Here is a 23,571-nt window from a genome sequence, read left to right on the forward strand (position 1 = left end):
CACGAATTAAACTTTCGGGCCGGATTAAATTTTCGGAGGCTTGATGCAACGCGGACGCAAGGCTGATCCGCCGGCGGACAAGGCCGCGCGGCGCGGCATGGCGCCGCCCAAGAAAGTCGACGGCCATATGGTCATGGACGGTCGCGCCGAACTGATCGTGCCGGGCTCCCCGCCACTCATGCCGGACTATCTCACGGCCGAAGCCGAACTGGTCTGGCAGGAGGAGATCGGGCGCGTGATGGCGGCCGGTGTCGTGGAGATCGATAGCTCGCTGTTTGCGCGATACTGCGCGCTTGAGGCGCTGCTCCGGAAGGCGTTCTCTGATCCGGAGGGCGAACCTCCGCCGGCGGCTTATCTGACAACGCAGCGCCAGATGGCCGAACTGCTCGGCATTGCCGGCCGCAAGAGCCGAGTCGGAAAGGTAGGCGATGACCCGACGAGGCCGGCCGGCAACCCGTTCAGCCGAACCGGCAAGCGAGCAAGAGCGTGACTATGTGGCGATCGCGCTGGCCTATGCCCGGGCAGCGGTCGCCGACAAGCGTCAGGACAGCCATTGCAAGCTGGTCCGCCTGGCGTGCCAACGCCAGCTCGACGACCTCAAGCGCGCGCGGGGGAAGGACTTCCCCTACCGCTACTCGCCGGAGCACGCCGCCGATGTCTGCCGGTTCATCGAACTGCTGCCGCACATCGAGGGCGTTTGGGAAACGCCGACGATCCGCCTGGAGCCCGCGCAGATCTTTATCCTGACCACCGTGTTCGGATGGCGCCGCAAGGATAACGGGCTGCGCCGGTTCACGATGGCCTATGAAGAGGTGGCCCGCAAAAACGCGAAGTCGACCAAGACGGCAGGCGTGTCGCTCTATTGCCTCACCTGCGAGGATGAGGTCGGCCCGCAGGTGCTCACAGTCGCGACGACGTTCGACCAGGCCAAGAAGGTGTTCTACCCGGCCAAGCGCATGGTCGAGAAGACGCCGGACCTGCAGGAGGCTTTCGGCGTCACGCCTTGGGCGAAGTCGATTACCTGCGGCGAGAACGGCGGCTATATGCAGCCGCTGCACGCGAAGTCGAAATCGCAGGACGGCCATAACCCGCACCTGGTCACGCTCGACGAGTTCCACGCGCACAAGGATCGTGGCCTGTTCGACGTGATGCGCTCGGCGTTCGGCTCGCGGAAGCAACCGCTGATGTGGGCGATCACGACGGCCGGGCCCAACATCCATGGCCCGTGCTTCGAAGAGCGCAGCTTCGCGGTGAAGGTGCTGGAGCGGTCGGTGATCGCCGAGCACTATTTCGCAATCATCTTCACGCTCGATCGTGCCGAGGACTATGACGACGGGCGGAAAGAGGGTGACGACCCGTTCGACGAAACGAAGTGGATCAAGGCCAACCCGCTGCTCGGTGTGGCTGTGCAGACCGAAGAGCTTCGCCAGTATGCGATCGAAGCGCAGGCGAACCCCGCGGCGCTCGGCGAGTTCAAGACGAAGCGGCTTAACATCTGGTCGGGCTCGCTCTCCGCATGGCTCAACGTGGCGCAATGGGAGCGCTGCGGCGCCGAGCTGACGCTCGACGATTTCGAAGGGCTGGACTGCTGGATCGGCGGCGACCTGTCATCGGTCGATGACCTTTCCGCGATCGTGCTCGCTGCGCTCGACGCAGACGATCGGCTGCTGGTCAAGACGTGGCTGTTCCTGCCCGAGGTGCGGCTGGCGAGCAAAGACAACGCGGTCAAGCAGGTCACCGACCTCTACAAGCGGTGGGTCGCGGACGGGCACCTGATCGCCACGCCCGGCAACTTCATCGACCACCGCGCGATCGAGGACAAGATCCGCGAGTTGAAGGCGCGCCTGGCAGTTCGCAAGGCCACGTTCGACCAATGGAACAGCGGCCTCGCGATGGCGGCGCGGCTGAACGAGGACTTCGATGATGGCGGCGAGGCCTTCGCTGTCCAACTCGCGAAGAACGCGAACAATCACACCGATCCGGCGCGCGCGATCGAGGCGCGGGTGAAGGCTGGCCCGAACAAGCTGTGCCACGACGGCAACCCGGTGATGACGTGGATGATCGGCAACGCGTTCGTCGACCGCAAGGTCAATGGCAGCATCCTTCCGAAGAAGGAGACGCCGAACAGTCCGAACAAGATCGACGGGGTGGATGGCATGATCAACGCGACCGCCCCGATGCTGCTGCCGGCAGAGGATGATGACGCTGCAGCGCTGATCGCGAGCCTCGCCGCGTGAACCTGCTGCAGAAGGCGGTCTCCGTCCTGGCACGCTCGGTAGGCCTCGCCGATCCGCGGCTGAACGAGATACTCGGCTCGATCGACTCGTCTTCCGGTGAGCGCGTCACGCCCACGACAGCGCTCGGGATCTCGGCGGTGTGGGGGTGCGTCAGCCTTCTCGCCGGCACGATCGCGTCATTGCCGCTGATGGTTTACCGGCGCCAAGGCGGCATCCAGACGGTTGCATACGATCATCCGCTCTATCGCCTGCTGCACGAAAGCCCGAATTACGATCAGACCGCGATGGATTTCTGGGAGTTCATCGGCGCATCGCTTGAGCTGCAGGGCGACGGAATCGCGCGCATTGAGCGTTCGGGCGATCGTGTCATCGCGCTTCACCCACCGGTGCCGCCGGAGATCGTCGACCGCCGGCGCCTGAGTTCCGGCGATATTGGCTATCGCTGGTCGCTTGACGGCAAGTCGTGGGATCTGCGGCAGCGCGACGTGTTGCATGTGCGCGGTTTCGGCGGGAACCCGCTCGGCGGGCTGTCCACCCTCGCTTTCGCACGCCAGTCCCTTGGCCTTGCGATGGCGATCGAACGCGCGGCCGGGGAGACCTTCCGCAACGGCATTCGCCCGAGCGGCGTCTACCAGACCGCGACCAAGATGACGCCAGACCAGCGCGTTGAGATCGAGGAGCATCTCGCGAAGCGCCACGCCGGCGCGATCAATGCCGGCCGGCCGATGGTGCTGGGCTTCGATCTGAAGTGGGAGCAACTGACCATCAATCCGAACGACGCGCAGATGATCGAATCGCGCTCGTTCTCGGTGGAGGAAATCTGCCGATTCTTCGGCGTCCCGCCCTTCATGGTCGGCAGCACGGAGAAGGTGACGAGCTGGGGCACAGGGCTGGAGCAACAGACGCTCGGCTTCGTGAAGTTTACGCTCCGCCGCCGGTTGCGCCGCATCGAGCAGGCGCTGGCGAAGCAGTTGCTGACCCCGCGCGATCGGCTCGACGGTGTCAGCATCGAGTTCAACCTTGAAGGCCTGTTGCGCGGCGACAGTCAGTCGCGCGGCTCCTTCTACCAAACCGGCCTGCAAAATGGCTGGCGCACCATCAACGAGGTCCGCGCGCTGGAGAACCTGCCGCCGGTACCGGGCGGCGATGTGCCGCGCATGCAGTCGCAGAACGTGCCGATCACGGACGCGCCGAGCATTGGCGACATCGATCAGCCGCAGCTTGGGGATGAGGAATGATCCAGACCAAGAACAGCCCGGAGCCGATCGACCTCAAGGAGGTCGGCGAGACCGGCACGATCAAGGGCTATATCTCCGTCTTCGGCAACGTCGACAGCTATGGCGAGATCGTCGAGCCCGGCGCGTTTGCCGATAGCCTGGCGAAGTCGGCGCGTGCCGGCCGCAAGGCCAAGCTGCTGTGGCAGCACGATCCGCATCAGCCGATCGGCATCTGGGATGAGCTGACCGAGGACAAAAAGGGCCTCTGGGGCGAGGGCCGCCTGCTGATCGATGAGTCGCCGCGGGCGCGCGAGGCGCACGGCCTCCTGCGCGCCGGCGCACTCGACGGCTTGTCCATCGGCTATCGCACCCTGAAGGCCGCGCCGAAGCAGGGGCGCGAGGGCATCCTTTCGCTGGTGAAGCTGGACCTGCTGGAAGGCAGCGTCGTCACCTTCGCCGCCAACGATCGCGCGCGCGTCGAGGTCGTCAAATCCATGCTGGACGCCGGCACGCTGCCGACCGTCCGCGAGTTCGAGGGGCTCCTGCGGGATGCAGGATTCTCGAAAACCAAGGCCACCGCGATTGCCGCTGTGGCCGCGCCGCATCTTCGGGGGGAGCCCGAGGTCGAGGCGGATCCACTGGCGTCGCTTTTCGCAGCAATGCGCGGCGCGCCGATCATCGACCTGACCGGCGCGCCTGACTGAGCCGCCGAGGGAGAACCCACATGAGTGAGCATAAGACGCTGGAGCAGATTGCCGGCGAGGTGAAGGCTGACTTCGAAAAGAAGTTCGACGAGGTAAAGAAGATCGCGCAGGACGCGATCGGCAAGGCCGAAAAGGGCGAGCCGCTCAGCAAGGAGGCCAAGGAAAAGGCCGACGAAGCGCTGCTTGGCATGAACGAGACCAAGGGCCGGCTCGATGAGTTGGAACAGCGTCTGGCGCGCGAAGGCGGCAAAGACGACGAGAAGGTCAAGTCGCTCGGCGAGCAGTTCGTCGAGAGCGAGTCCGCGAAGCAGTTGCTGAAGGATGGCAGCGGCTTCCGCGGCAAGGCGTCGTTCGAGGCAAAGGCGACCCTGACGCTCGCCACCACCGACGCGGCCGGTTCGGTCGGCGATGGCGTGCAGGCCACCCGCCTGCCCGGCATCCTGCCGCTCGCCCAGCGCCGCATGACGGTGCGCGATCTCATCACGCCCGGCCGGATGGACGGCAACACGCTGGAGTACGTCAAGGAGACCGGCTTCGTGAACAATGCCGGCATGGTGGCGGAAGGCGTGGCGAAGCCGCAGTCCGACATCAAGCTCGATCTGGTCACGACCAGCGCCAAGGTGATCGCGCACTATATGAAGGCGTCGCGCCAGGCGATGGACGACGTCGCGCAGCTCCGTTCGCTGATCGACAACCGGCTGCGGTACGGCCTCGCTTTCAAGGAAGAGCAGCAGCTCCTCAGCGGCGACGGCACCGGCCAGAACCTGCTTGGCATCATCCCGCAGGCGACGCCCTATGTGGCGCCGACGGCGCTCGCCGACATCAACATCATCGACGTCCTGCGCATGTCGATGCTGCAGGCGGTGCTCGCGGAATATCCGGCGACCGGCCACGTGCTCAACCCGATCGACTGGGCGATCATCGAGACGCTGAAGGACAGCCAGGGCCGCTATATCATCGGCAATCCGCAGGGCACGGCGTCGCCGACCCTCTGGGGGCTGCCGGTCGTGGCGACCCAGGCGATGACCTACCGGAAGTTCCTGACCGGGGCCTTCATGCTCGGCGCCCAGCTGTTCGACCGTTGGCTCGCCCGCATCGAGATCGCGACCGAGAACGAGGACGACTTCATCAAGAACCTCGTCACCGTCCTCGGCGAAGAGCGTCTCGCCCTGGCGGTCTATCGCCCCGAAGCGTTCGTCTACGGCGACTTCGACACGGCGCTCGCCGCCTGATCCGACACGCCGGCGGGGCCGCGCTCCGCCGGCGACGGGAGACCTTCCATGCCCCAGCGCACCTATCGCGTCGTCCGCGAGCATGACGGCGACCGCTACTATCTCGAGGGCGACACGCGGATCGCCGATTCCAACGATGTCGCGCACCTCATCCCTCACGTCCTCATGCTGGATGAAGAGGGCGAGAAGTCCGACGCCCCCGAGGAAAACAAGGCGCTCGGCGCCGCTCCGCAGAACAAGGCCGCTGCCGGCCGCAAGCCCAAGGGCGCCTGAAGCGTCCGAATCCGAGGAGAATGACCATGCGTCGCTACAAGGTGACCGTGACCACGGCGGCCGACGGTACCGCCACCGCTTACACGCCGCGCGTCAGCGGCAAGCTGCACAGCGTCCATTACGTGCCCGACGGGGCGAACGCCTATCCGAACACCGTCGACGTAACGATCACGTCGGAGGTGACCGGCGAGGCGCTGGTGACCCGCACCAACGTCGCCGCGGCGTTCGTGACCTATCCGCGCAAGGATACCGCCGGCGCCGATGGCACGGCGGCGCTGTTCGCCGCCGGCGGCACCGCGGTGCAGGACAAGCCTGCGCTGGGCAACGATCGCATCAAGATCGTCCTCGCCCAGGGCGGCAACGCCAAGGTTGGCGCATTCCACTTCCTGGTGGACTGAGCGCCGACGTGCGCACGATCGTCGTCACTGCTCCCGCGCCCGTCGTGACGTGGGAGGAGGCCGCCCGGCACCTTCGGCTTGAGGACGACGACGAACAGCGTCCGATTGTCGAAGGCATGATCGCCGCGGCGACGGCGCATATCGACGGGCCGGACGGCTGGCTGGGTCGCTCCCTCGGGGTGCAGACGCTGGAAGCGCGGGCGGACGTGTTCCGCGATTGCATGTCGCTGCGCTATCCCCCGATCATCGACATCGTCAGCGTGAAGTATCTCGACGCCGAAGCGGCTGAAATCACGGTCCTGCCGACCGAATATGAACTGCGCGGCAGCCTGATCGGGTCCGCTTTCGGGAGGCGCTGGCCGTCCGTGCTCGCGCAGCCGGAGTCGGTGCGGATCCGGTACCGCGCCGGCTTCGTTGCCGACGCCACCGCCGACCCCCTTGCGCCCGCGCTGCCGGCGCCGATTCGCGCCGCCATCCTGCTGATGGTCGGCGACCTATTCGAGAACCGCAGCAGCACGGCGTCATTCTCCGGCGCCGGCGCGGCCGTGCAGATGTCGACCACGGTCGAGAACCTGCTCGCGCCCTTTCGGCGCTTCTATTGAGATGATCGGCGCAGGCGCACGCGATCGCCGGGTCCGCTTCGAGAGATCGGTCATCACCGAAGACGATTTCGGCGGAGCGGTACGAACGTGGGAGTTGCTGTGCATGGCCTGGGCGCATGTGCGCTTCAGCGCCGGCGCCGAACGACGCGACGCCGCGCAGGAAGGCGCGAGCGCCGCCGCGACGTTCGTGGTGCCGCACAACCCGCGCACGCGCGATATCTCGGTAAACGACCGTATCCAGTTCGACGGCAGCGCATGGGACATCGTCTCCAACATCCCCAGCCGGGAACTGAATGCGCTCCGCGAGATCGAAGCCGTAAGGAGCGTGCAGTGATGAACATCATGAAGGTGAAGGCATCAGACGCGATGCGCGGCTTGACGCTGAGGGCCGAGGTGACCGGTTTGAAGAGGCTGGCGGTCCGCGCCTGGATCGGCACCCGCATCCTCATGCTCGCCGCGATCATGTTCGGATGCCGTGTCGAGGTCGTTATCGCGGATCGACGCGAAGCGTGAAGCGCCTGACGGCGGAGGTCGAGGGCCTCGATAGCCTGATGAGGAAGCTCGATCAGCTTCCCGAGGCGATCGGCGAGAAAGTCCAGCGGCAGATTCTCATGGATGCGGGCGAGATTATTGCCGAGCTCGCGCGCGACCTCGTACCCGTCGATACCGGCGATCTGCGCGGCAGCATTACGGTCAGCGACACGATCGTCGGCTATGATGGGCAGGGCCTTACCCTGGGGCTTGGCGGCACCGTCACTGTTTACATCGGCCCGCAGCGAAACAGCAAACCGGACGGCTGGTACGGTCACCTGGTCGAATACGGGACCATCAAGATGGCTGCGCAGCCGTTCATGCGCCCCGCCTTCGATTCGACCAAAGGCCAGGTGCAATCGCGCATCCGCAACGATCTCGCCGCGGCCATCGCCAAGGCGGCGAAGGGGTGATCGATGGAAGAAAGCCTGCGAAACCGACTGCTCGCGTACGCTGACCTGTCGGCACTGGTTGCGCGTCGCATCTGGTGGATCGATCGGCCGCAGGGATCAAGCCTACCGGCGCTGACGCTGCAACTCATCTCGCCGAACCGGACATACACGCTGGACGGCCCGTCGGGCTTCTACGGGCCCCGGGTCCAGTTCGACAGTTGGGGAGCCAGCTACGCAGACGCGAAGCTGGTCTCTCGGATCGTGACTGCCGCGGTGGAACTGCCGGCCACGGCAGACGGCATCCGGTTCGATGCCGGGTTCATCGATTCTGAACGGGACATGCCGATCACCGACATTCCCGGCGGGGGCAAGGCCTACCGCGTCAGCCAGGATTTTTTCGTGTGGTGGAAACCTCAAAGCTGAGAGGACGTGAATTATGACTGGTGTTCTGGGGTTGGGTACCGCGCTGTACCTGACCAATGGGGCCGGCGTGCTGACCAAGGTCAACGGCCTGCTCAACGTCAACCGCCCGAACCTGACCGTGGAGACGGTGGATACCACGACGCATGACAGCGCCGATGGCATCCGCGAGTTCATCGCCGCGCTCGCCGACCCCGGCGAACTTTCGGCGACGATCCATTACGAGCCGGGCTCCGCGACCGACGACCTGCTGCTCGAGCATCTCGTCTCGCGCGAGAAGCGGGCGTTCAACATCGTGACGAAGGGCCCCGCCGGCGCGCTCGAGGATAACGAGGGCATGGTGATCCTCACATCCTATGAGCCCGACGACGCGCCGATCGACGGCGTTCGCCAGGCGACCATCACTGGCAAGGTGAGCGGCGCCGTTGAACAGGCGGCGCAGCCCGAGGAGCCCTGATCATGGCGAACAAGATGCGCGGTGAGGCGACGATCAAGGTTGAAGACCGGGAGCTCACCCTCCGGCTCGACTTCAACACGTTCTGCGATATCGAGACCAGCACCGGCCTGGGCATCCAGCAGCTTGGGCCGGCGCTGTCGAAGAACCCCTCCGCGACCCTCCTCCGCGCGCTCGTCTGCGCGTGCCTGCAGCACCATCATCCCGGCACGACCGAGCGGCAGGCTGGCGAGTTGCTGTCGGTCGTCGATCAGGATGAGATCGGGGAGGTGCTCGGCAAGCTGTTCGAAGCAGCGATGCCCGCGCCGGACCCTCAGAACGGCGCGCCGCGGGCGGAGACGCGGCGTGGAGCTGGGAAGCGCTGATCGCGGAATGGTCGGCGGAGGGTTTCGCACCCGATACCTTCTGGAAGCAGACGCCGCGATCCTTCGCCGCGGTGATGAAGGGGCGCCGTTCAGCGAACGAGCGCCTCTACGAAATCGCGGGCTGGATCGTCTGGCATGCTGGCTTGCTCACCGGCATCGGGACCAACGCCCCGAACAAATATCCGAAGCTCGAACGCCTGATGGGGCTGAAACCCAAGCCGGTCGCGAAGCCGCAGAGCGAGGTCGAGTTGAATGCCAACCTGCGCGCATGGGGGGCGCTGTTGAAGCGGGCGGCTAAAACTTCGTCTTGAAGTCGGGAAAGCCGGTGAAGGGGGCTGGGGTGCAGGTGCCCTCGTACTTCATGACAATCAGGCTCCGTCGATAGCCGCTACTGACTAGAACGTGATGCTGGCCAGTTTCTCGATTGATGAAGTTCGATACAGACGCTTCTGTCGTGCCGCTGCCCTTCTTATCTTCCAGCGTAATTTGCGCAGGTTGAACAGACACGATTGGGTGATGCGCTTTGCATTCGCCCTCACACCACTGATTTGTGTTCAGATCTACCCGATACTCATCGCGATAACTCTCAGACTTGGTGCCTTCAAACGACGTGACGGCTAGCGCGCCAGTGCAGATTAGATTGAACGTCATCGCTGCCGCTGCCGCACTCGTGAGCATCTTCGTCCTCCGCAACTGATTCTGCGCGGTTCTACGACCGGCCTCGGCCGACTTCAACGCGCCCGACGGGCGCCGTCAGCGGTCCCCACACAATCGAAGGAACCGAGCCGGTGGCAACAACCGAGATCGGCGGGCTGCGCATCAGCCTCAGCCTGGACAGCTCCAGTTTCCTCGGCGGCCTCGCGCAGGCCCAGCGCTCGCTCGCGGCGTTCGCCGGCCGCGTCGAAGCGCAGTTCGCCCGGTTGAACGATTCGATCAACCGGATCAGCGCCCGGATGACGGTGGCGATCACGCTTCCCGCGGTGCTTTCGGCCCGGATGGCGGTCAACGCGGCGTCCAGCGTCGCGGAGATGCAGAGTGCGTTCGAATATACCTTCGGCAAGATGGCGGACGACGTCGAAGCCTGGGCGGAGCGCACGGGCGATGCGATCGGCCGATCGACCTACGAGCTGCAGCAGGGCGCGCTGGCTTTCCAGCAGATGTTCCGCGTGGCGGCGCCGACGGGAGAGGCGGCAGCGGGCCTGTCGAAGCAGTTCGCGCTGCTGACGCAGGATCTGTCCAGCTTCTACAACGTCACCGGTGACGTGGCGCTGATGAAGCTGCGCTCCGCGCTGCAGGGAGAGAGCGAGCCGATCCGCGATTTCGGCGTGTTCCTCACCGAAGCGGCCGTCGCGCAGGAAGCTGTCAGCATGGGCGCGGCGAAGACGACGAAAAACGTCTCCGAACAGGCGAAGATCCTCGCGCGCGCGAACATCATCCTGCGCGAGACGATCACCGCGCAGGGGGACGCGACCCGCACCGCTGGCAGCTATGAAAACCAGGTGCGCGCGCTGCGCTCGCAATTCGAGGAGTTGTCGGTCAAGATCGGCAAGATCCTGCTGCCCTTCGCCGAGAAGCTGGTCACTGTGCTCACGCGGATGGTGACGTGGGTTTCCAACCTGTCGGAGACGACGCACCGTGTGATCGCGGCCGTGGTTGCATTCGCCGCGGCGCTTGGCCCGCTGCTGGTGGTGATCAAGGGGCTGGTGGTGTTCTTCACCGCGCGGTGGATCATGTCGACATTCGGCGTGTTCGGCTCGATCCTGTCGTATCTGATCGCGCCGCTTCAGACGCTCGCCACCACACTCGGCGGGCTCGCGGTCCGCCTCGTCTCTATCCAGGGCCTGACCCGCATTGCCGCCGTTCTCTTGAAGCGCCTGGCCGGGCCGATCGCTGTCGTGGTATCGACCTTCCTGCTGTTCCGCGACTACATCATCCCTGTTCTCGATCAGCTGTGGCAGACGATGCAGGCGACGCTGGGCCCCCGGCTGCATCAGATCTTCGCGGCGCTGGCGGAGTTGTTCGGGAAGCTGGCGAACGGCCCCGTCGGCACCGCGATCACGTGGCTGATCGGCGCGATCGAGGTGCTTTTCGACGTCGTCGGCACGGTCATGGCACTGTTCGTCAGCGAGACCGGTCAGCAGCTCGTCAAGGCGTTCGAGCTGGTGCTGATCACCATCCGCTATGTGGTGGAGGCGATCAGCGGCCTTGTCGACGTCGTCACGGGCCTGATGACCGGTGATTGGGCGAAGGCGTGGAACGGGGCCGGCGCCGTCGTCGATGCCGTCGCCGGCGGCTGGATCGATTCGCTCGGCGTGTTCTCGAAGGAGGCGGAGGCGTCGCTGCGTTCGGTCTATGGCAGCGCGAAAAAGTGGCTGGTGGACGAGTTCGGCAAGCTGGCCAGCGGCTTCTCGCGGATCGTCGATGCCATCGTCTCCGCCTTCAACAACCAGTTCCCCGAGATCGCGAGCACCGCGCAATGGGTATATGGCGAGGTCGAGAAGTGGCTCGTGAAGGCGTTCGGGCCGCTGGTCGAGTTCGCGAAGTGGGCGGCGAAGGAAATCGGCGACGCCTATGTCGCGCTGAAGAAGCGGATGGGGCTCGGCGGCGATGGCGGCACCGGCCAGTCCGGTGACGCGGCCGGCGCAGCGGCAGGTTCGGCGATCGGCGGATTCCTGGCCGCGAATGCCAAGCCGCGCCCGGCCATCGGTGACGACAAGAAAAAGAAGAAAGGGCGGAGCGGACCTACCGATGAGGACCGCCGCCGCAACTATGACGACGAGTTGAGCCGCATCGAGGATCGGATCCTCGATATGCAGCAGGAGTTGGCGACCAACCTCGAAGACCGCCTGCTCATCGCGCAGAAGCGCGCCGTCAACGATCTGGAGGCCTATGACGCGGAGATCGACGAGAAGGTCAAGCGCAAGGAACTGACACCGAAGGCCGGCGAAGAGCTGAAGCTGCGCAACGCGCTTTTGCGGGAGTTGCAGGCGCAACTGCACGCGCGCGAGTGGGATCGCGAGCTCGACGAAGAGGCGCTGCGCATCAAGCGGGCGATGGTTGACGCTGAGGCCGACCTGCTGCGCTCGCGCCTAGATCTCGCCCGTACGGCCGCCGAGCGACGTGAAATCGAGATGCGGCTGCTGGACGCTCAGCAAAAGCTGCAGCGCGAAGAGCTCGAGCGCCTCAGAGATTCGACCAGCGCGAGCCCGCGAGATCGCCGACTTGCTCAAGAGCGCCTCGATCAACTCGACGAGATCCAGCGCAATCAGCGCGAGCGCACCAGGCGGGACACGGCCGGCCCGCTGGAAAGCTATCTCGACAACATTCCGAGCACGATCGGGGAGATCAACGAACAGCTCGAGGAAATGGCGGTCAACCGGCTGAAGGCGATCGAGGACAGCTTTGCCGGCATCGCGCAGAAGGTGCTCGGCGTGAACGGCGCGCTGGGCGAGACGCTCGGCATGCTTCTGCGGATCGTAGCGCAGCAGGCCATCCTCGCCGCATCGAACGGCAGCGGGGTCGGCGGCTTCCTGAGCGGCGTCGGCAGTGCTCTTGGCGCCGCGTTCGGCGGCGGCGCATCGCCCAGTCCTACCGCTATCGCGCAGTCAAGCGCGGCAACCGCAGGCAATTGGTCTCTTTCGGGCTGGGCGAGCGGCGGTGGCGGCTTGATCAAGGGGTTGTCGGGTCTCGACCGGAATACGCTGTCGATGAATGGTATTCCGCTGGCGCGGGTGAGCCGCGGCGAGATGTTGAGCGTGACCCCGACGAATGACATGGGCCGGCGGCCATCCGTCATGATCAATGCCGACTTCCGCGGCGCCAGCCCCGAGGCGGTGACCGCGATGAGCGCCCGGCTCGACCAGTTCGAGCAGAACCTGCCGGGCATGGTGATCCAGGTCGCCAGCAAGGGCAAGGAAAGGCGCTTCTGGTAATGGCGATCACCTATCCCCGGCCGATGCCCGAGCTTACCGGGATGGCCGGTCGCCTGACGCTGGAACGGGTGGACTATCTCTCGCCCGAGCGCACCGGCGTCATCGGCGGGGTGACGGCGGGCTGGCCGCTGTGGATGATGCGGCTGTCGTTCAACAACATGGCGTTCCGCGACGACGACGAACTGACCGCCTGGCTGGACAGCCTGCGCGGATCGCAGAAGCGGTTCTTCGGCTATGACCAGACGCGGCCCGAGCCGCGCTTCCATGCGGACGGGCGCCCCTACACGAAAACGACGACGACATGGTCGGAGTCGATCGACAGCGGGGGCACCTGCAACCTGACGCTCGGCGGGCTGCTGAGGGGGCAGGTGTTCTCGCCACGGGACTATGTCGGCTTCGAGTGGGGCGACAATCGCCGCGCGCTGGTGCGAAGCATGGAGCCTGGTGTGGTCAACGCCGGCGGGACGGTGACGATCGCTGTGGAGCCTGCGGTGCATGCGGTCGTGCCGCCCACCGCGACGGTGCAGCTCTATCGGCCATCGTGCCTGATGCGGATCCTGACCGACGACACCGAACTGATGGATCAGGGGTTGGCCTTCGTCGGCGCCGGCAGCCGCATCGCGGCCGTGCAGGACATCATCGCATGAAGACGATCGGCGTTTCGGCCGTCGCGGCGATGGCGCGCGGCGAGGCGATCGTCACCGCGGCGGTGTCGTTCTTCAGCGTCGAGCCGATCCATGTGTTCGGCGGCTATGGCGTGTTCGAGATGGGCGGCGACGCCTTCCATGGTCTCGGCGACCGCGCGCTCGCCGAGGTGACGGGCGGCGCGATCGGCGGTTCGGAACAGAATGTCACGCTGACGCTCTCCGGCGTCGATCCGGAAGCGGCCGCGCTGATGGACGCCGAAGAGGTCATGGGCGTGGGCGTCGTGATCTACCGCATGATCTTCGACGGATCGGGCCGCAACCTGCTCGATGTCCGGCCCTACAAGCGTGGCCGCGTCGACGAGATCGTCGCGGAAGAGACGATCGGCGGCACGTCGACCATCACCGTGCAGGTGGAGAGCGCGGCGCGCGGGCTCGGCCGGAACAATGGCCGGATGCGCAGCGATGCGGATCAGCGGCTGATCGACCCGAACGACGGGTTCTTCAAGCACACCGCCTATGCGGGCGAGAAGCAAATCTACTTCGGAGGCAAAATCAGTTCCGCCGTCAGATCGTCTTTCTAAGGGGGCAGGAATGCGCGACCTGGTGGCACTTCGCCATTATCTGGCAGAACGTGAGGCGATGCCCTTCGATTGGGGGCGCCGGCGGAACGACTGCGGAAGCTTCGTGCTGCTCGGCATTGAGGCGCAGACTGGTCGCGACGTGCTGCCGGGCATCAGCTGGGCGACGGCACGCGGGGCGCTGCGTGTGATCCGCAGCCATGGCGGTCTCGACGGGGTCGTCAACAGCGTGCTGACGCCAGTCGCCTCCGCGCGCGCTTTGCGCGGTGACGTGGCGGCAATCCGTGTCGATGGCGAGATCAGCCTGGTGCTGGTGGAGGGCGAGACGCTTGCAGGCCCGGGCGAGAGTGGCATCGTCCGCCTGCCGAGATCGGCGATGGTTCTCGCCTGGAGCATTTGCTGATGGGAAAGGTGGTTCGCGCCATCGCCGGCGCTGCGATCGCCGGCATCGGCGTTATCATTGGCAACCCGCAACTTGCGCTTGCGGGTGGCAACCTGTTCTGGACCAGCGTAGCGGCGATTGCTTTGTCGCCGGGCCAAAAGGCGCCACGCGCACAACCTACCACGGCACAAATTGGTGAGGTTGCGAGATCAGGGATTTTCGGCAAGGCCGCCGTAGCGGGATCGCTGGTCGACGCTTACAATCATGGCGGAAAGTACGGCACTGACTGGACGGTGCTCATTATCGCGCTTGCTGACCATCGGTGCGAGGCGCTCGAGGGATTTTACGTCAACGATCAGTATGTCGCCTTCGCCGGCGATGGTATGGTCGCTGGCTATAAGGAGCAACTGCAGGTCTTTTGGCGACCGGGCACATGGGACCAGGCGGTTCCTTCCTACGTGCTGACGACCGCGCCGGTATTCCCGGCCGGGCACGCGCTGGCGGGACAGCCGACATGGACCGCGAACGACCGCGGGCGCGGCGTTTCCTATGTCGTGGTCGGCTACAAGGCCGACAAGTCCGACGCCAAGGATCCGGTGTGGACGTCGGGCCGCCCGCAGTTCCTGTGGGTGGTGAAGGGCCTGCAGGTCTATTCGGCGCGCGACGATTCGACGGTGGCGGGCGGCAGCGGCGCGCACCGCTGGGATGATCCGGAGACGCGGGAATGGTCCGACAACCTGATCGACTGTCGCTACACCTGGGCCCGCGGCATCTATGCCGGCGACCGGGTGGACGAACCCGACATGCTGCTGCTCGGCCGCGGGCTCACGGCGGTGGAGGCGCCGCCCGAGCATGTCGCCTTCTATGCGAACATCTGCGATGAGCCTGTCGCCCTGAAAGCTGGCGGAACCGAGCCGCGCTATCGTGCCAACGGCCAGTGGTCCGCGGATCAGGAGTTCGTCGACGTCGAGCTGATGTTCGCGTCGGCGTGCGGCGGTGTGCTGATCGAGCGCGAGGGCAGCGTGGAGGTTGAGCCCGGCCACGCCAAGTCGCCGGTATGGTCGATCACCGATGACGATCTCGTCGTCGGCACGCAGGTGACGCGGCGCGACGTGCCGACCCGCACGGACAATGACTGGGTCAACACCGTGGCGGCCCGCTACATCGAGCCTTCGCAGAAATACAAGCTGCACGGGGCGCCGGTGCGCCGCTCCACCGCTGACGTGATCGCCGACAAGGGGCCGCGCGAGGCGACGCCCGCGCTGGATCTGGTGACGTCGGGCACGCAGGCGCAGCGGGTCGCCGAGATGGCGCGCCGGTTGGGCAGGCTGTGGAAGCGCCGGTCGATCGTTCTGCCGCCGCGCTTCGCGGGCGTAGAACATGGCGACTGGCTGCTGTGGAACTCCGCCCGCTACGGCGGCACCATGCTGATGCGGGTGGAGAGCGATCAGCTCGGCCGCGAATGGAGGAACACCCTGTCGCTCCGGCAGGTCTCCGCGGACTTCGCGGACTGGAACGCTGCGCTCGACGAGCTGGACGACAAGAGCGTGGCCGTGAATCCCGATGTGCCGGGCGGCATCGGGGCGCCCGGCGCCGGTGCCTGGTCAGTCGCGCTCGTTGGCAACACCCTGGTGATCACCGGCGCCGCCGATGACGACTATGCCTCATCGATCACATTCGAATTTGCCAGCGGATCGGCGCCGGACCCCGATGTCGATGACGACTGGACGCTGATTTCCACGGGCGGGCAGACCGCGACGCGCGCGGAGCTGGCCGGCGTGGCGGTCGATACCGACTATTATGCCGCGGTCTCCTATGTGGTTGACGGCGAGCGCGGTGACCGGCTCGTGCTGGGGCCGGTGAGCTATGCCTCGGAGGATGTGCCGCCGGGCCCGGTGACCTTCCTGAGCGCCACGCCCGGCGTCGGCGAGGCGGACATCGCGTGGCGCAACCCGACCACCAGCAATTTCGACTATGTGGTCGTCTACTCCGCCACGACGACCGATTTCGAGGACGCCGTCGCCGTCTCCGGCGAACTCCGCGGCGGTCTCGGTGCCGACGGGGCCTTCAATCATGTCGTGGCGGCGGGTGTGCGCTCGTGGTGGGTGCAGCCCTTCTCCGATGACGATGTGCCCGGCGCCATCGCCGGGCCCGTGACGGCCACCGTCACCTGACATCCTCCGCGCCGCCGGGCGCGGCGCTTCACGAACGGAGATTCTATGACCGAGCGCGTCGATCTGGCGGCGTCGAGGAACGTCGACCCGTGGGGTGATACCATCGATTTCATCTACAGCGGCGCGCCGCTGCCGCCGATCACCTCGATCGACATGGAGGTGCGCCTCTATCCCGGCGCGCCCGGCGCCGCGCTGCTGACGCCGACGGTGACCTTCGAGGATCTGGCCGACCCGACCGAGGAAGATCCGCTGCAACGCATCCTGCGCGTCATGCCGTCGGCGCCGCAATCCGCGCTGGAGGGCATGCCGACCGGGCTCAACAAGCCCGATCCGGGCGATGCCGACCTGTTCTCGCACGACATCATCATCACCTATGCCGACACGGTCGAAGAGAAGATCGGCTTCGGTGATTTCCTTCTGCAGCCGGGGGTTACCATCTGATGGCCGACATTCGCAAAGTGCAGTTTCGTGGCCTGCGTGGGCCGGGGCTCACCGACGAAGATCAAATCAATCTCGACGCCAAGGTCGAGGAGGCTGCCGGTTATGCCGATACGGCAGCCGAGCAGCTCGGCCTCGTAAACGCGGCGCGAGCGGATGCCCTCACGGACATCAACACCGCGATCACCGACGCCAACGCCGAGCTGGATGGCAAGGTCACTTCGGCCGACGCGTCTGTCATCGCCGCGGCCGCGCAAGCCGAGGCCGCGCGGCAGGCGGCGGCAGCGATCAAGCCGATCGGTGGAAGTCTGCGCCTCCCCTACGACAACAACAGCCAGTTCCCGCTTCAGGAGAACATCCCCGGGATCTCCAATACGGGGCAGAAGGGCTGGGTCACGCAGGCCTTCGCGTCGCGCACGGCACACCCGCTGCGCTTCAATGTCGACTCCTGTTTCTGCGGCGTGGTCGAGCTCGACGATCGCCTCTATCCCGACGTTGCGATGCGGCTGGGCGGCATGGCGAGCTTGTCGCCCGGCAGCGGGCTTGGCTGGGCGTGGACCTATTACAGCGCCACCTCCGGCAGCAACGATGCGCTTCGCCTGCAGCAGCGCCGCTTTTCCTTCTATCTCAACTCCGGGTCGGGCGCGAACATCACGGTGTGGAGCCGGCAGAAGCCGCGCCACTGGCGCCGCGTCGCTGCCGTCCTGCATCGCAATTCGAACGTGTTCCGCGTGGACCTGTGGAACCTGCAGACCGGCGAGATCCTGACCGGCACCGGCACCGATAACGCGGCGTTCCTCGCCGAGCTCAGCGTGACCAACGCCAATATCAACATCACGCAGGGGGCGACGAGCGGCACATTGCCGACGGCGTTCGGCCTGGGCGCGATACTGATCAACAACGCACTGCAGCCGGCCGCCCAGCCGCTCACCGAATCCGCGTCGATGATGTCGCATGGCTTGACCTTCTATGCGGAGGAGGCGGTCACGAACGCCGACCTGCAGGCGATCTTCGCCGGCGCGCATCCGACCACGGTGATCACCGCCAGCGCGATCAAATGGCTGCGCAAGTTCAGCCTCGATCCCAATTCGGTGAAGAAGGATGCGCTGGTTACCGGCGACACCACGGTCGATAGCGTGCTCAACGGCCGCTATTCGGCGGGCAGCGATCTCATCCCGAAGGGCGCGGGCACGGCGACGATCGATCCAGCGCCGCGGCATCGCTACATCTACGGGGTCAAGCCGGGGCGGAAGTCCTACCCCGTGCCCGTGTCCGGCAAGTGCTGGCCGACGGAAGACAGCACCGTCGAGGTGCGGTGGGTGGATGCGACCGGCAACGTGGTGCGCGACTGGACGCCGGTCGCCACCGTCATGGCGCCCGGCGCATGGCAGGGCGCGACCAACAAGGTGGGCGGCACCGGCGGCGCCACCGGCACGTACGCGCTGGGCATTACGGGTGACGGCACGGGTGCTGCCGGCCGCTTCACCGTCACGAGTGGCTCGCTGAACACGATCCTGGTCGACTCCCCCGGGTCCGGTTACACGACCATGGCGTTCGACTTCTCCGCGGCGTCCGGCCTCACCGGCGCATCGGCGACGCCGGCGCTTTCCCCGGCGGATACCAGCAATTGGGCCGGCATCATCGACACGCCGCTCCACCGGGAGTTCTGTTTCAAGGAAGTCAGGCTGCGCGGGAAGTCGGGCGCGATCGGCGCGTCCTTCATAGACGGCTCACAGAGCGTCGTCGGATACAAATGGCTGCTGGTCGGGCAATCTCAGCTGGCGAACGGCCTGGCCTCGACCGGCCAGAACACCCAATATTCCGGCATCCCCGCCAACCTCACGCGGCTGGCGACGAACTATTACACCGCCAACCTGCCGCAATATACCACGGTCGAGCCGCTCGGCCTGCGGATCGGCGCCGATCAATACAAGGCGTTGGCGATCGAAATGAACCGCTGGGCCGACGCGCCCTTCGAGATCGTGGTCGCGGCACAGGGCGGCACGGGACCGGGCGATCTGCTCGAAAACCATTATGTCGCCCAGACGGCGAGCGGGATGTACGATCAGCTGCTCGACCTGGTGGCGGCTGGCGGATCGGATTATTCCGGCGTGCTCATGGGCTGGCACACCGATCTCACCGATGAAGGTGGGCGGTTCGCTCAAGCGATGCTCGAGGGCTTCTGGCTGGGGCGCGGGCCGATGGCCTATGCCATTCCCGATCACTTCTTCGGGCGCGCTACCTTCTCCGGCACGACCATGACGGTGAACAGCGTGATGCGCGGAACGCTGACCGTCGGCACCACGATCCGCATTCTCTATGAGAATGGCGGCCGGCAGACGCCTCTCGACACGACGATCACGGCGCTCGGCACCGGAAGCGGCGGCACGGGCACCTATACCTTGTCGGCGGCGGTCACGCCCAGCGATCCGACGAATGAGGTTTCGATCATCGGCCTGCATGAACAGCCGGGCGTGGACCCGGTGTTCTCGGGCTATATCACCGGCGGCAGCGCCGCGACGCTGGTGGTGACGTCGATGACGTCCGGCACCCTGCAGGTTGGCGACCGCATCATCGCGACCAGCGGCGGGGCGCAGTCGTCGCCGCTGAGCTTCATCAAGATCTTCGCGACGGGCACCGGCGGCGTGGGAAACTATACCCTCTCTGCCGGTGCAGCGCTTGGATCGTCGGGTTCGCCGGTCACCTTCAAGGCAATCCGAGGCACGTCGAAGCGTATCGCGGCTGTCATGGATGTGGTCGCCAAGGGCACGCCGATTTTCTACATGCCGCCCACCCGCCACAACTCTCCGACCGTGGTAGGCTCCGCGTCCGATTTCGATCTCACCTCCGCACAGCCCTACGTCGAAGGGGTGAAGCAGGGCGGTGTCGGCGCGGCGCGGGACAGCGGCGTGGCCTGGGCAAAGAACCGCGGCTATCCGGTCGGCGTCCACGCGATCGATTACACGCAGCCTGACGCCTACCACCCCGACAACACCGCGAACGGCAAGATCATCGTCGGCCGGGAGCTCGCGATCACCCTCGCGAAGTGTCAGGAGCTTGTGAAAATCGGCCAGCCTGCGGTGCTCGCCGGCACCGGCAAGTTCACGGACGGCACACGCAACAAGTTCCGCTTCCAGGTCGACTGCCCGAACTATGGCCGCCTCCGCTCCGGCGATGGGCTGGGTGTGGTGACGCCATGCGTCGAGCTTTCCCGCGATGCAGGCGTTACGTGGTCGCGCAGCAAGCACACCGCCGCGGTGAACCCGACGTCCGGCGGCACCCTGCCGGGCGATATCGTCGAGGTGACGGTCACCGATGCGCTCTACCGCGTGGCTGGCCTCCGGTACCGCGTGCTTTCGGGTGGGCCGTTCGCATGGGGCGTGGACAACTCGCCCAACACGATCTCCGCGCCGGAGGCGGAAGCCAACGACGCCGCAATCAACAAGATGCTTTATGAGGAGATCGACATCATCACCGGGCGGCCCGGCCTGTGCGTCGCCCCTTCGCAGAGCATCTACACGGTGGCCGACGCATGACCGCCGCCACCACCACCCACACAGAACAGGGGGTCGCAATGGCTTGGGTCGAAGCGGCCTTCGCAAAATACGGATGGATTCTGATCGGCCTCTCGTTCGGCTTCGCGGCGAAATACGCGTTGCTGCTCAAGCGCGGCGTGGTGATCAAGCCGCAGCTGGTGCTCGCCGACGTGCTGCTGCTGCCGCTGGTCGCGCTGATCGCCTACCACATCGCCAACCAGTTCGGCGCGAGCGGCGAGGCGGCGGCGCTGCTGGCGGCCTTCTCCGCTGTCGGCGCCGATCGGCTCGTCAAGCTGCTGACCGAGCAGTTCTTCCGCCGGGTGGAGAACGACATCACCGCCGTCTCGCAGCGCGTGCGCGGCCAGGTGCGGCAGGAGGTGCAGGCCGAGCTCAGCGGGCAGGCCATCATCGATGACACGCTGAGCGGCCGGGCGCCGACCGAATATGCCGCGCTGCGCCCGCGGCCGGATCCCGACGAAACAATGTGAGCACGCCATGCCGAAAGAGGAATCTTTGATGACCCACCTTACAGCGAGCGAGTCGCGTCAAATGAAACGCCGACTGGCGATTGGCTGCGCCTGCGCGATCAGCCTGGTCTGCCTTGGCGGATGGCTCGCCATCGTGCCGACATTGGTCCTCACCGCGTTGGCGACCGGCTTCGGCGAGACCGTCGCGGTTGTCGGGCGGCGCAAGGCTGACGAGGATGAGCTGCGGCGCTGGAAGCTCCGCGCCTGACATGACCCCGGAGCCCGAGCCCGACGAGCGGCCGGCTGATGCCGACGCCGCCGATGAGCCGCGCCCGCCGCTGACCGATCGCGAGCGAATCCTGTGCGGCCTCGCGCCGCTGATGCCCCCTGACGAATGGAGCGTATGACCATGACGACCCCGGCCTATATGGACCCGAAGAAGATCCACTCCCTGACCCTTCACTGCGCCGCAACGCCCGAGGGCCGCGACGTGAAGGCCGCGACCATTTCCCAATGGGATATCGCGAAGTTCGGCCAGGTCAGCTATCACATCGTCGTCGAGCTCGATGGGAGCGCGGTGCGCACGCTGGCCGACGATCGCCGCGGCGCGCACGTCGGCGGCAAGAACACCGGCAACATCGGTATCTGCTACGTCGGCGGTGTCGATGCCCAGAACAAGAAGCCGAAGGACACGCGCACCGAAGCGCAGAAAGCGACGTTGCGCCGCCTCGTCGCCGAATATCGCCAGCGCTACCCCGGCATCGTTGTTCGGGGTCATCGCGACTGGCCGGGCGTTGCCAAGGCCTGCCCCAGCTTCGACGTGGCGAGCGCGCTATGATCGTCGCCTTCCTCATGCGGCTGGGGCTCTCCCAGCGCCTCGCCGGCGTCGCGGTGTGGATCATCGCCGCGGCGCTGCTGCTGCTCGCCGTCTGGTGGCTGCGCACCAGCGCCTACAGCGCGGGCGTCAGCGACACGGACGCCAAATGGAAGGCGGCCAGCGAAGAGGTCGAGAAGCAAGCCGAGGTCGCGACCGCGGTTGCGGACAGCGCCGCCGAGGTCCGCGCCGTCGAACACGTCCAGCAGGTCGAGAAAGAAAAGGAGAAGATCGATGAAGCGGTTCGCGAAGGCAGCAGCCCTCTTGACGTTTTGTTCGGCGGCAACGGCATGTAACGGCCGGCCGGCGTTCCAGCCGATCAAGCCGTCGGCGGAGCGCCTGGTCTGCGAGACGCGCGGCCTGCGGCCGACGATTCCCCCTGAGTACGTCATTGACTGGTCGACGGTGACGACGGTCGAGCAGGCGCGGGCAGAGCACCAGCGCTACGTCGCGTCGATCCGCACGCGCGAGGGCGTGGTCGCTGGCTACGTGCTGAAGGTGGAGGACAAGCTGTTCGTGTGCTCCAACAACACGCAGTGGTTGCGGGAGTTTTTCGGCGCGCTGCCTAATTAGCGAGCGTAGACCGTTTTTTTTTCAAATTCCCGCGTCACGCAGCTTACTCAGAAGCTCGTTGGGGTCCTCGGAAAATACGACAAGGGGAATCATGTCTTCCGCAAGCTTATTTCGACGCTTGCTTTGAGCCTTTTTTATGGCACTTCGCGTTCCCGCTGGTATTGTGCCTAGCATATCTATGTGATGTAATTTGCCGCGGTCGTCCGTGGCATAAACCCCGAACCACTTTTGATCATCTTCTATGTACGCTCGGAGGGTTTCGACGCTCACAACGATGGCTCCAACTAGAACCCTAGTCTCGACTTCCGTTGACGTGAGATCGTCAATTGTCTGCAGGATTTCGGCGTCTGAAGCGCCTTGCCGTATCATGCTAAGGCCCATCGAATAAATATGCGTCAGCTTACCGGCAAGGATCGTGGAGGTTTCTTCATTGTAGCTGTCAGGAGACGTTAAGATGCGGGCCATGAGTTCGCCTGACTGAACTCCGGGGCCTCCGACTTCAGTTAAGGAATAAGGCTCACACGCACATTGAGGGAAGGCGGCGTCAAGTGCGACCGCCCTCTCATAGTCGGCTGCGTGGTTGAACGTATCCCTGCAGGCCTCGGCCGACATTAAGCACCATAGGTGCTAATATAGTCGACCAATGCCGGCGGAAGCTCCAGACCGTCAAACGCGACATCCTCATCACTTGGAGCATCATCGTCCGAAAAGAAATAGTCAAACTTTCCGGATTCAGTCATGATAACTTCGCCGCTACATGGCTTGGCGTAGACAAACATCGGGTGGCCCTCCGCCGTCAGTGTCACCTGAGGGGCGCGATAGACGGAAAGAAGGCTAAACAAACGAACGGCACCATCAACGGTCGCCGGATCCGGTGCTCTCGATCCCTCGGAGTCCCAATTGTCCGGCCAGTCCCGAAAGGCGCGCAGGCGCTCTATCCCAGCAAGCGCAGGCGAATCCACCAATGTATAATCTGTAGGAACGCGATTGCTCGTCGACGCGCCGCGAACTCTTTCACGCCTGGAGTCGCTGAGAAGAATCCTGTTGCTTCTCGTTTGAACCTCGGGCTGCCACGGCAGATCCGTGTACCAGACGTATGCAGAGGGGATATAGCTCTGGGTGATGGGTGCGTATGCGTCCATTTT

Annotated in this window: 31 protein-coding genes; 28 read left to right on the forward strand and 3 right to left on the reverse strand. The window is 65.4% G+C overall.

What is annotated here, in order from left to right; all coding sequences use genetic code 11:
* The first annotated feature begins 43 nt into the window (after positions 1-43).
* The 15 genes from NX02_RS20495 (at position 44) to NX02_RS20565 (ending at position 9,136) form a co-directional block, all read left to right on the forward strand.
* Positions 44-490 carry a hypothetical protein gene (locus NX02_RS20495; protein WP_025294061.1) on the forward strand — a complete coding sequence of 149 codons (447 nt, stop codon included), beginning with the start codon at positions 44-46 and terminating at the stop codon, positions 488-490.
* 4 nt (positions 491-494) lie between these two features.
* Entirely contained in the window at positions 495-2,237 is a 1,743-nt protein-coding gene (locus NX02_RS20500) for a terminase large subunit (protein ID WP_025294062.1), read from the forward strand.
* The gene (locus tag NX02_RS20505; RefSeq protein WP_025294063.1) at positions 2,234-3,475 is read left to right on the forward strand and encodes a phage portal protein; all 1,242 of its coding nucleotides are present in this window, start codon (positions 2,234-2,236) and stop codon (positions 3,473-3,475) included. The genes NX02_RS20500 and NX02_RS20505 overlap by 4 nt, the downstream gene beginning before the upstream one ends.
* Entirely contained in the window at positions 3,472-4,158 is a 687-nt protein-coding gene (locus NX02_RS20510; RefSeq protein ID WP_039996717.1) for an HK97 family phage prohead protease, read from the forward strand. The genes NX02_RS20505 and NX02_RS20510 overlap by 4 nt, the downstream gene beginning before the upstream one ends.
* A 20-nt stretch (positions 4,159-4,178) precedes the next feature.
* Positions 4,179-5,390 (forward strand): phage major capsid protein, encoded by a 1,212-nt coding sequence (locus NX02_RS20515; protein ID WP_025294065.1) that lies wholly within the window; start codon positions 4,179-4,181, stop codon positions 5,388-5,390.
* 48 nt (positions 5,391-5,438) lie between these two features.
* Entirely contained in the window at positions 5,439-5,663 is a 225-nt protein-coding gene (locus tag NX02_RS20520) for a hypothetical protein (protein ID WP_025294066.1), read from the forward strand.
* Between the two features lie 26 nt (positions 5,664-5,689).
* Entirely contained in the window at positions 5,690-6,061 is a 372-nt protein-coding gene (locus NX02_RS20525; protein WP_025294067.1) for a hypothetical protein, read from the forward strand.
* An 8-nt stretch (positions 6,062-6,069) separates the two neighbouring features.
* Complete coding sequence (locus NX02_RS20530) at positions 6,070-6,663, forward strand: head-tail connector protein (protein ID WP_025294068.1); 594 nt, start codon at positions 6,070-6,072, stop codon at positions 6,661-6,663.
* A 1-nt stretch (position 6,664) separates the two neighbouring features.
* Positions 6,665-6,997 (forward strand): phage head closure protein, encoded by a 333-nt coding sequence (locus NX02_RS20535; RefSeq protein WP_025294069.1) that lies wholly within the window; start codon positions 6,665-6,667, stop codon positions 6,995-6,997.
* A complete protein-coding gene (locus NX02_RS20540; protein ID WP_025294070.1) occupies positions 6,997-7,176 on the forward strand; it encodes a hypothetical protein in 180 nt (59 codons plus the stop codon). The genes NX02_RS20535 and NX02_RS20540 overlap by 1 nt, the downstream gene beginning before the upstream one ends.
* Complete coding sequence (locus NX02_RS20545) at positions 7,173-7,607, forward strand: HK97-gp10 family putative phage morphogenesis protein (protein WP_025294071.1); 435 nt, start codon at positions 7,173-7,175, stop codon at positions 7,605-7,607. Before NX02_RS20540 ends, NX02_RS20545 begins: the two co-directional genes overlap by 4 nt.
* Positions 7,608-7,610: 3 nt before the next feature.
* Positions 7,611-8,009, forward strand: coding sequence for a tail completion protein gp17 (gene gp17 / locus NX02_RS20550; protein ID WP_025294072.1), 399 nt, complete (start codon positions 7,611-7,613; stop codon positions 8,007-8,009).
* Positions 8,010-8,022: 13 nt separating this feature from the next.
* The gene (locus NX02_RS20555) at positions 8,023-8,463 is read left to right on the forward strand and encodes a phage tail tube protein (RefSeq protein WP_158014120.1); all 441 of its coding nucleotides are present in this window, start codon (positions 8,023-8,025) and stop codon (positions 8,461-8,463) included.
* Between the two features lie 2 nt (positions 8,464-8,465).
* Positions 8,466-8,825 (forward strand): hypothetical protein, encoded by a 360-nt coding sequence (locus NX02_RS20560; RefSeq protein WP_025294074.1) that lies wholly within the window; start codon positions 8,466-8,468, stop codon positions 8,823-8,825.
* 74 nt (positions 8,826-8,899) lie between these two features.
* Complete coding sequence (locus tag NX02_RS20565) at positions 8,900-9,136, forward strand: hypothetical protein (RefSeq protein WP_025294075.1); 237 nt, start codon at positions 8,900-8,902, stop codon at positions 9,134-9,136.
* Here NX02_RS20565 and NX02_RS32670 read toward each other — a convergent pair.
* Entirely contained in the window at positions 9,120-9,503 is a 384-nt protein-coding gene (locus NX02_RS32670) for a hypothetical protein (RefSeq protein WP_158014121.1), read from the reverse strand. The genes NX02_RS20565 and NX02_RS32670 overlap by 17 nt on opposite strands.
* Positions 9,504-9,613: 110 nt before the next feature.
* On the opposite strand from NX02_RS32670, the gene NX02_RS20570 reads away from it, so the two are divergent.
* The 13 genes from NX02_RS20570 to NX02_RS32680 all read left to right on the forward strand — a co-directional run bounded on the left by NX02_RS20570 (position 9,614) and on the right by NX02_RS32680 (position 22,426).
* Positions 9,614-12,757, forward strand: coding sequence for a phage tail tape measure protein (locus tag NX02_RS20570; protein ID WP_025294076.1), 3,144 nt, complete (start codon positions 9,614-9,616; stop codon positions 12,755-12,757).
* Complete coding sequence (locus NX02_RS20575; protein ID WP_025294077.1) at positions 12,757-13,404, forward strand: hypothetical protein; 648 nt, start codon at positions 12,757-12,759, stop codon at positions 13,402-13,404. The genes NX02_RS20570 and NX02_RS20575 overlap by 1 nt, the downstream gene beginning before the upstream one ends.
* Positions 13,401-13,985 (forward strand): hypothetical protein, encoded by a 585-nt coding sequence (locus tag NX02_RS20580; RefSeq protein ID WP_025294078.1) that lies wholly within the window; start codon positions 13,401-13,403, stop codon positions 13,983-13,985. The genes NX02_RS20575 and NX02_RS20580 overlap by 4 nt, the downstream gene beginning before the upstream one ends.
* A gap of 10 nt (positions 13,986-13,995) precedes the next feature.
* Positions 13,996-14,385: a DUF6950 family protein gene (locus NX02_RS20585; RefSeq protein ID WP_025290944.1), complete on the forward strand. Its 390-nt coding sequence runs from the start codon at positions 13,996-13,998 to the stop codon at positions 14,383-14,385.
* A complete protein-coding gene (locus NX02_RS20590) occupies positions 14,385-16,538 on the forward strand; it encodes a phage tail protein (RefSeq protein ID WP_025294079.1) in 2,154 nt (717 codons plus the stop codon). Before NX02_RS20585 ends, NX02_RS20590 begins: the two co-directional genes overlap by 1 nt.
* A gap of 45 nt (positions 16,539-16,583) precedes the next feature.
* Positions 16,584-16,979: a hypothetical protein gene (locus tag NX02_RS20595; RefSeq protein WP_025294080.1), complete on the forward strand. Its 396-nt coding sequence runs from the start codon at positions 16,584-16,586 to the stop codon at positions 16,977-16,979.
* On the forward strand, positions 16,979-20,512 hold the full coding sequence (locus NX02_RS30925; RefSeq protein WP_025294081.1) for a hypothetical protein: 3,534 nt from the start codon (positions 16,979-16,981) through the stop codon (positions 20,510-20,512). Before NX02_RS20595 ends, NX02_RS30925 begins: the two co-directional genes overlap by 1 nt.
* Positions 20,509-21,000, forward strand: coding sequence for a hypothetical protein (locus NX02_RS20605; protein WP_025294082.1), 492 nt, complete (start codon positions 20,509-20,511; stop codon positions 20,998-21,000). Before NX02_RS30925 ends, NX02_RS20605 begins: the two co-directional genes overlap by 4 nt.
* Positions 21,001-21,061: 61 nt before the next feature.
* On the forward strand, positions 21,062-21,247 hold the full coding sequence (locus tag NX02_RS20610) for a hypothetical protein (protein WP_025294083.1): 186 nt from the start codon (positions 21,062-21,064) through the stop codon (positions 21,245-21,247).
* 1 nt (position 21,248) lies between these two features.
* On the forward strand, positions 21,249-21,386 hold the full coding sequence (locus NX02_RS32675; RefSeq protein WP_158014122.1) for a hypothetical protein: 138 nt from the start codon (positions 21,249-21,251) through the stop codon (positions 21,384-21,386).
* A complete protein-coding gene (locus NX02_RS20615; RefSeq protein ID WP_245648656.1) occupies positions 21,383-21,817 on the forward strand; it encodes an N-acetylmuramoyl-L-alanine amidase in 435 nt (144 codons plus the stop codon). Before NX02_RS32675 ends, NX02_RS20615 begins: the two co-directional genes overlap by 4 nt.
* Positions 21,814-22,149, forward strand: a complete 336-nt coding sequence (locus NX02_RS20620) for a hypothetical protein (protein ID WP_025294085.1) — start codon at positions 21,814-21,816, stop codon at positions 22,147-22,149. Before NX02_RS20615 ends, NX02_RS20620 begins: the two co-directional genes overlap by 4 nt.
* Positions 22,088-22,426, forward strand: a complete 339-nt coding sequence (locus NX02_RS32680) for a hypothetical protein (protein ID WP_158014123.1) — start codon at positions 22,088-22,090, stop codon at positions 22,424-22,426. The genes NX02_RS20620 and NX02_RS32680 overlap by 62 nt, the downstream gene beginning before the upstream one ends.
* A gap of 21 nt (positions 22,427-22,447) precedes the next feature.
* Here NX02_RS32680 and NX02_RS20625 read toward each other — a convergent pair whose 3' ends face one another.
* Together NX02_RS20625 and NX02_RS32685 are read right to left on the reverse strand one after the other, a co-directional pair.
* Positions 22,448-22,891, reverse strand: a complete 444-nt coding sequence (locus tag NX02_RS20625) for a hypothetical protein (RefSeq protein ID WP_158014124.1) — start codon at positions 22,889-22,891, stop codon at positions 22,448-22,450.
* Between the two features lie 146 nt (positions 22,892-23,037).
* Entirely contained in the window at positions 23,038-23,568 is a 531-nt protein-coding gene (locus NX02_RS32685; protein ID WP_158014125.1) for a hypothetical protein, read from the reverse strand.
* Positions 23,569-23,571: the final 3 nt, after the last annotated feature.

Source organism: Sphingomonas sanxanigenens DSM 19645 = NX02 (assembly GCF_000512205.2).
GTDB classification, from domain to species: domain Bacteria; phylum Pseudomonadota; class Alphaproteobacteria; order Sphingomonadales; family Sphingomonadaceae; genus Sphingomonas_D; species Sphingomonas_D sanxanigenens.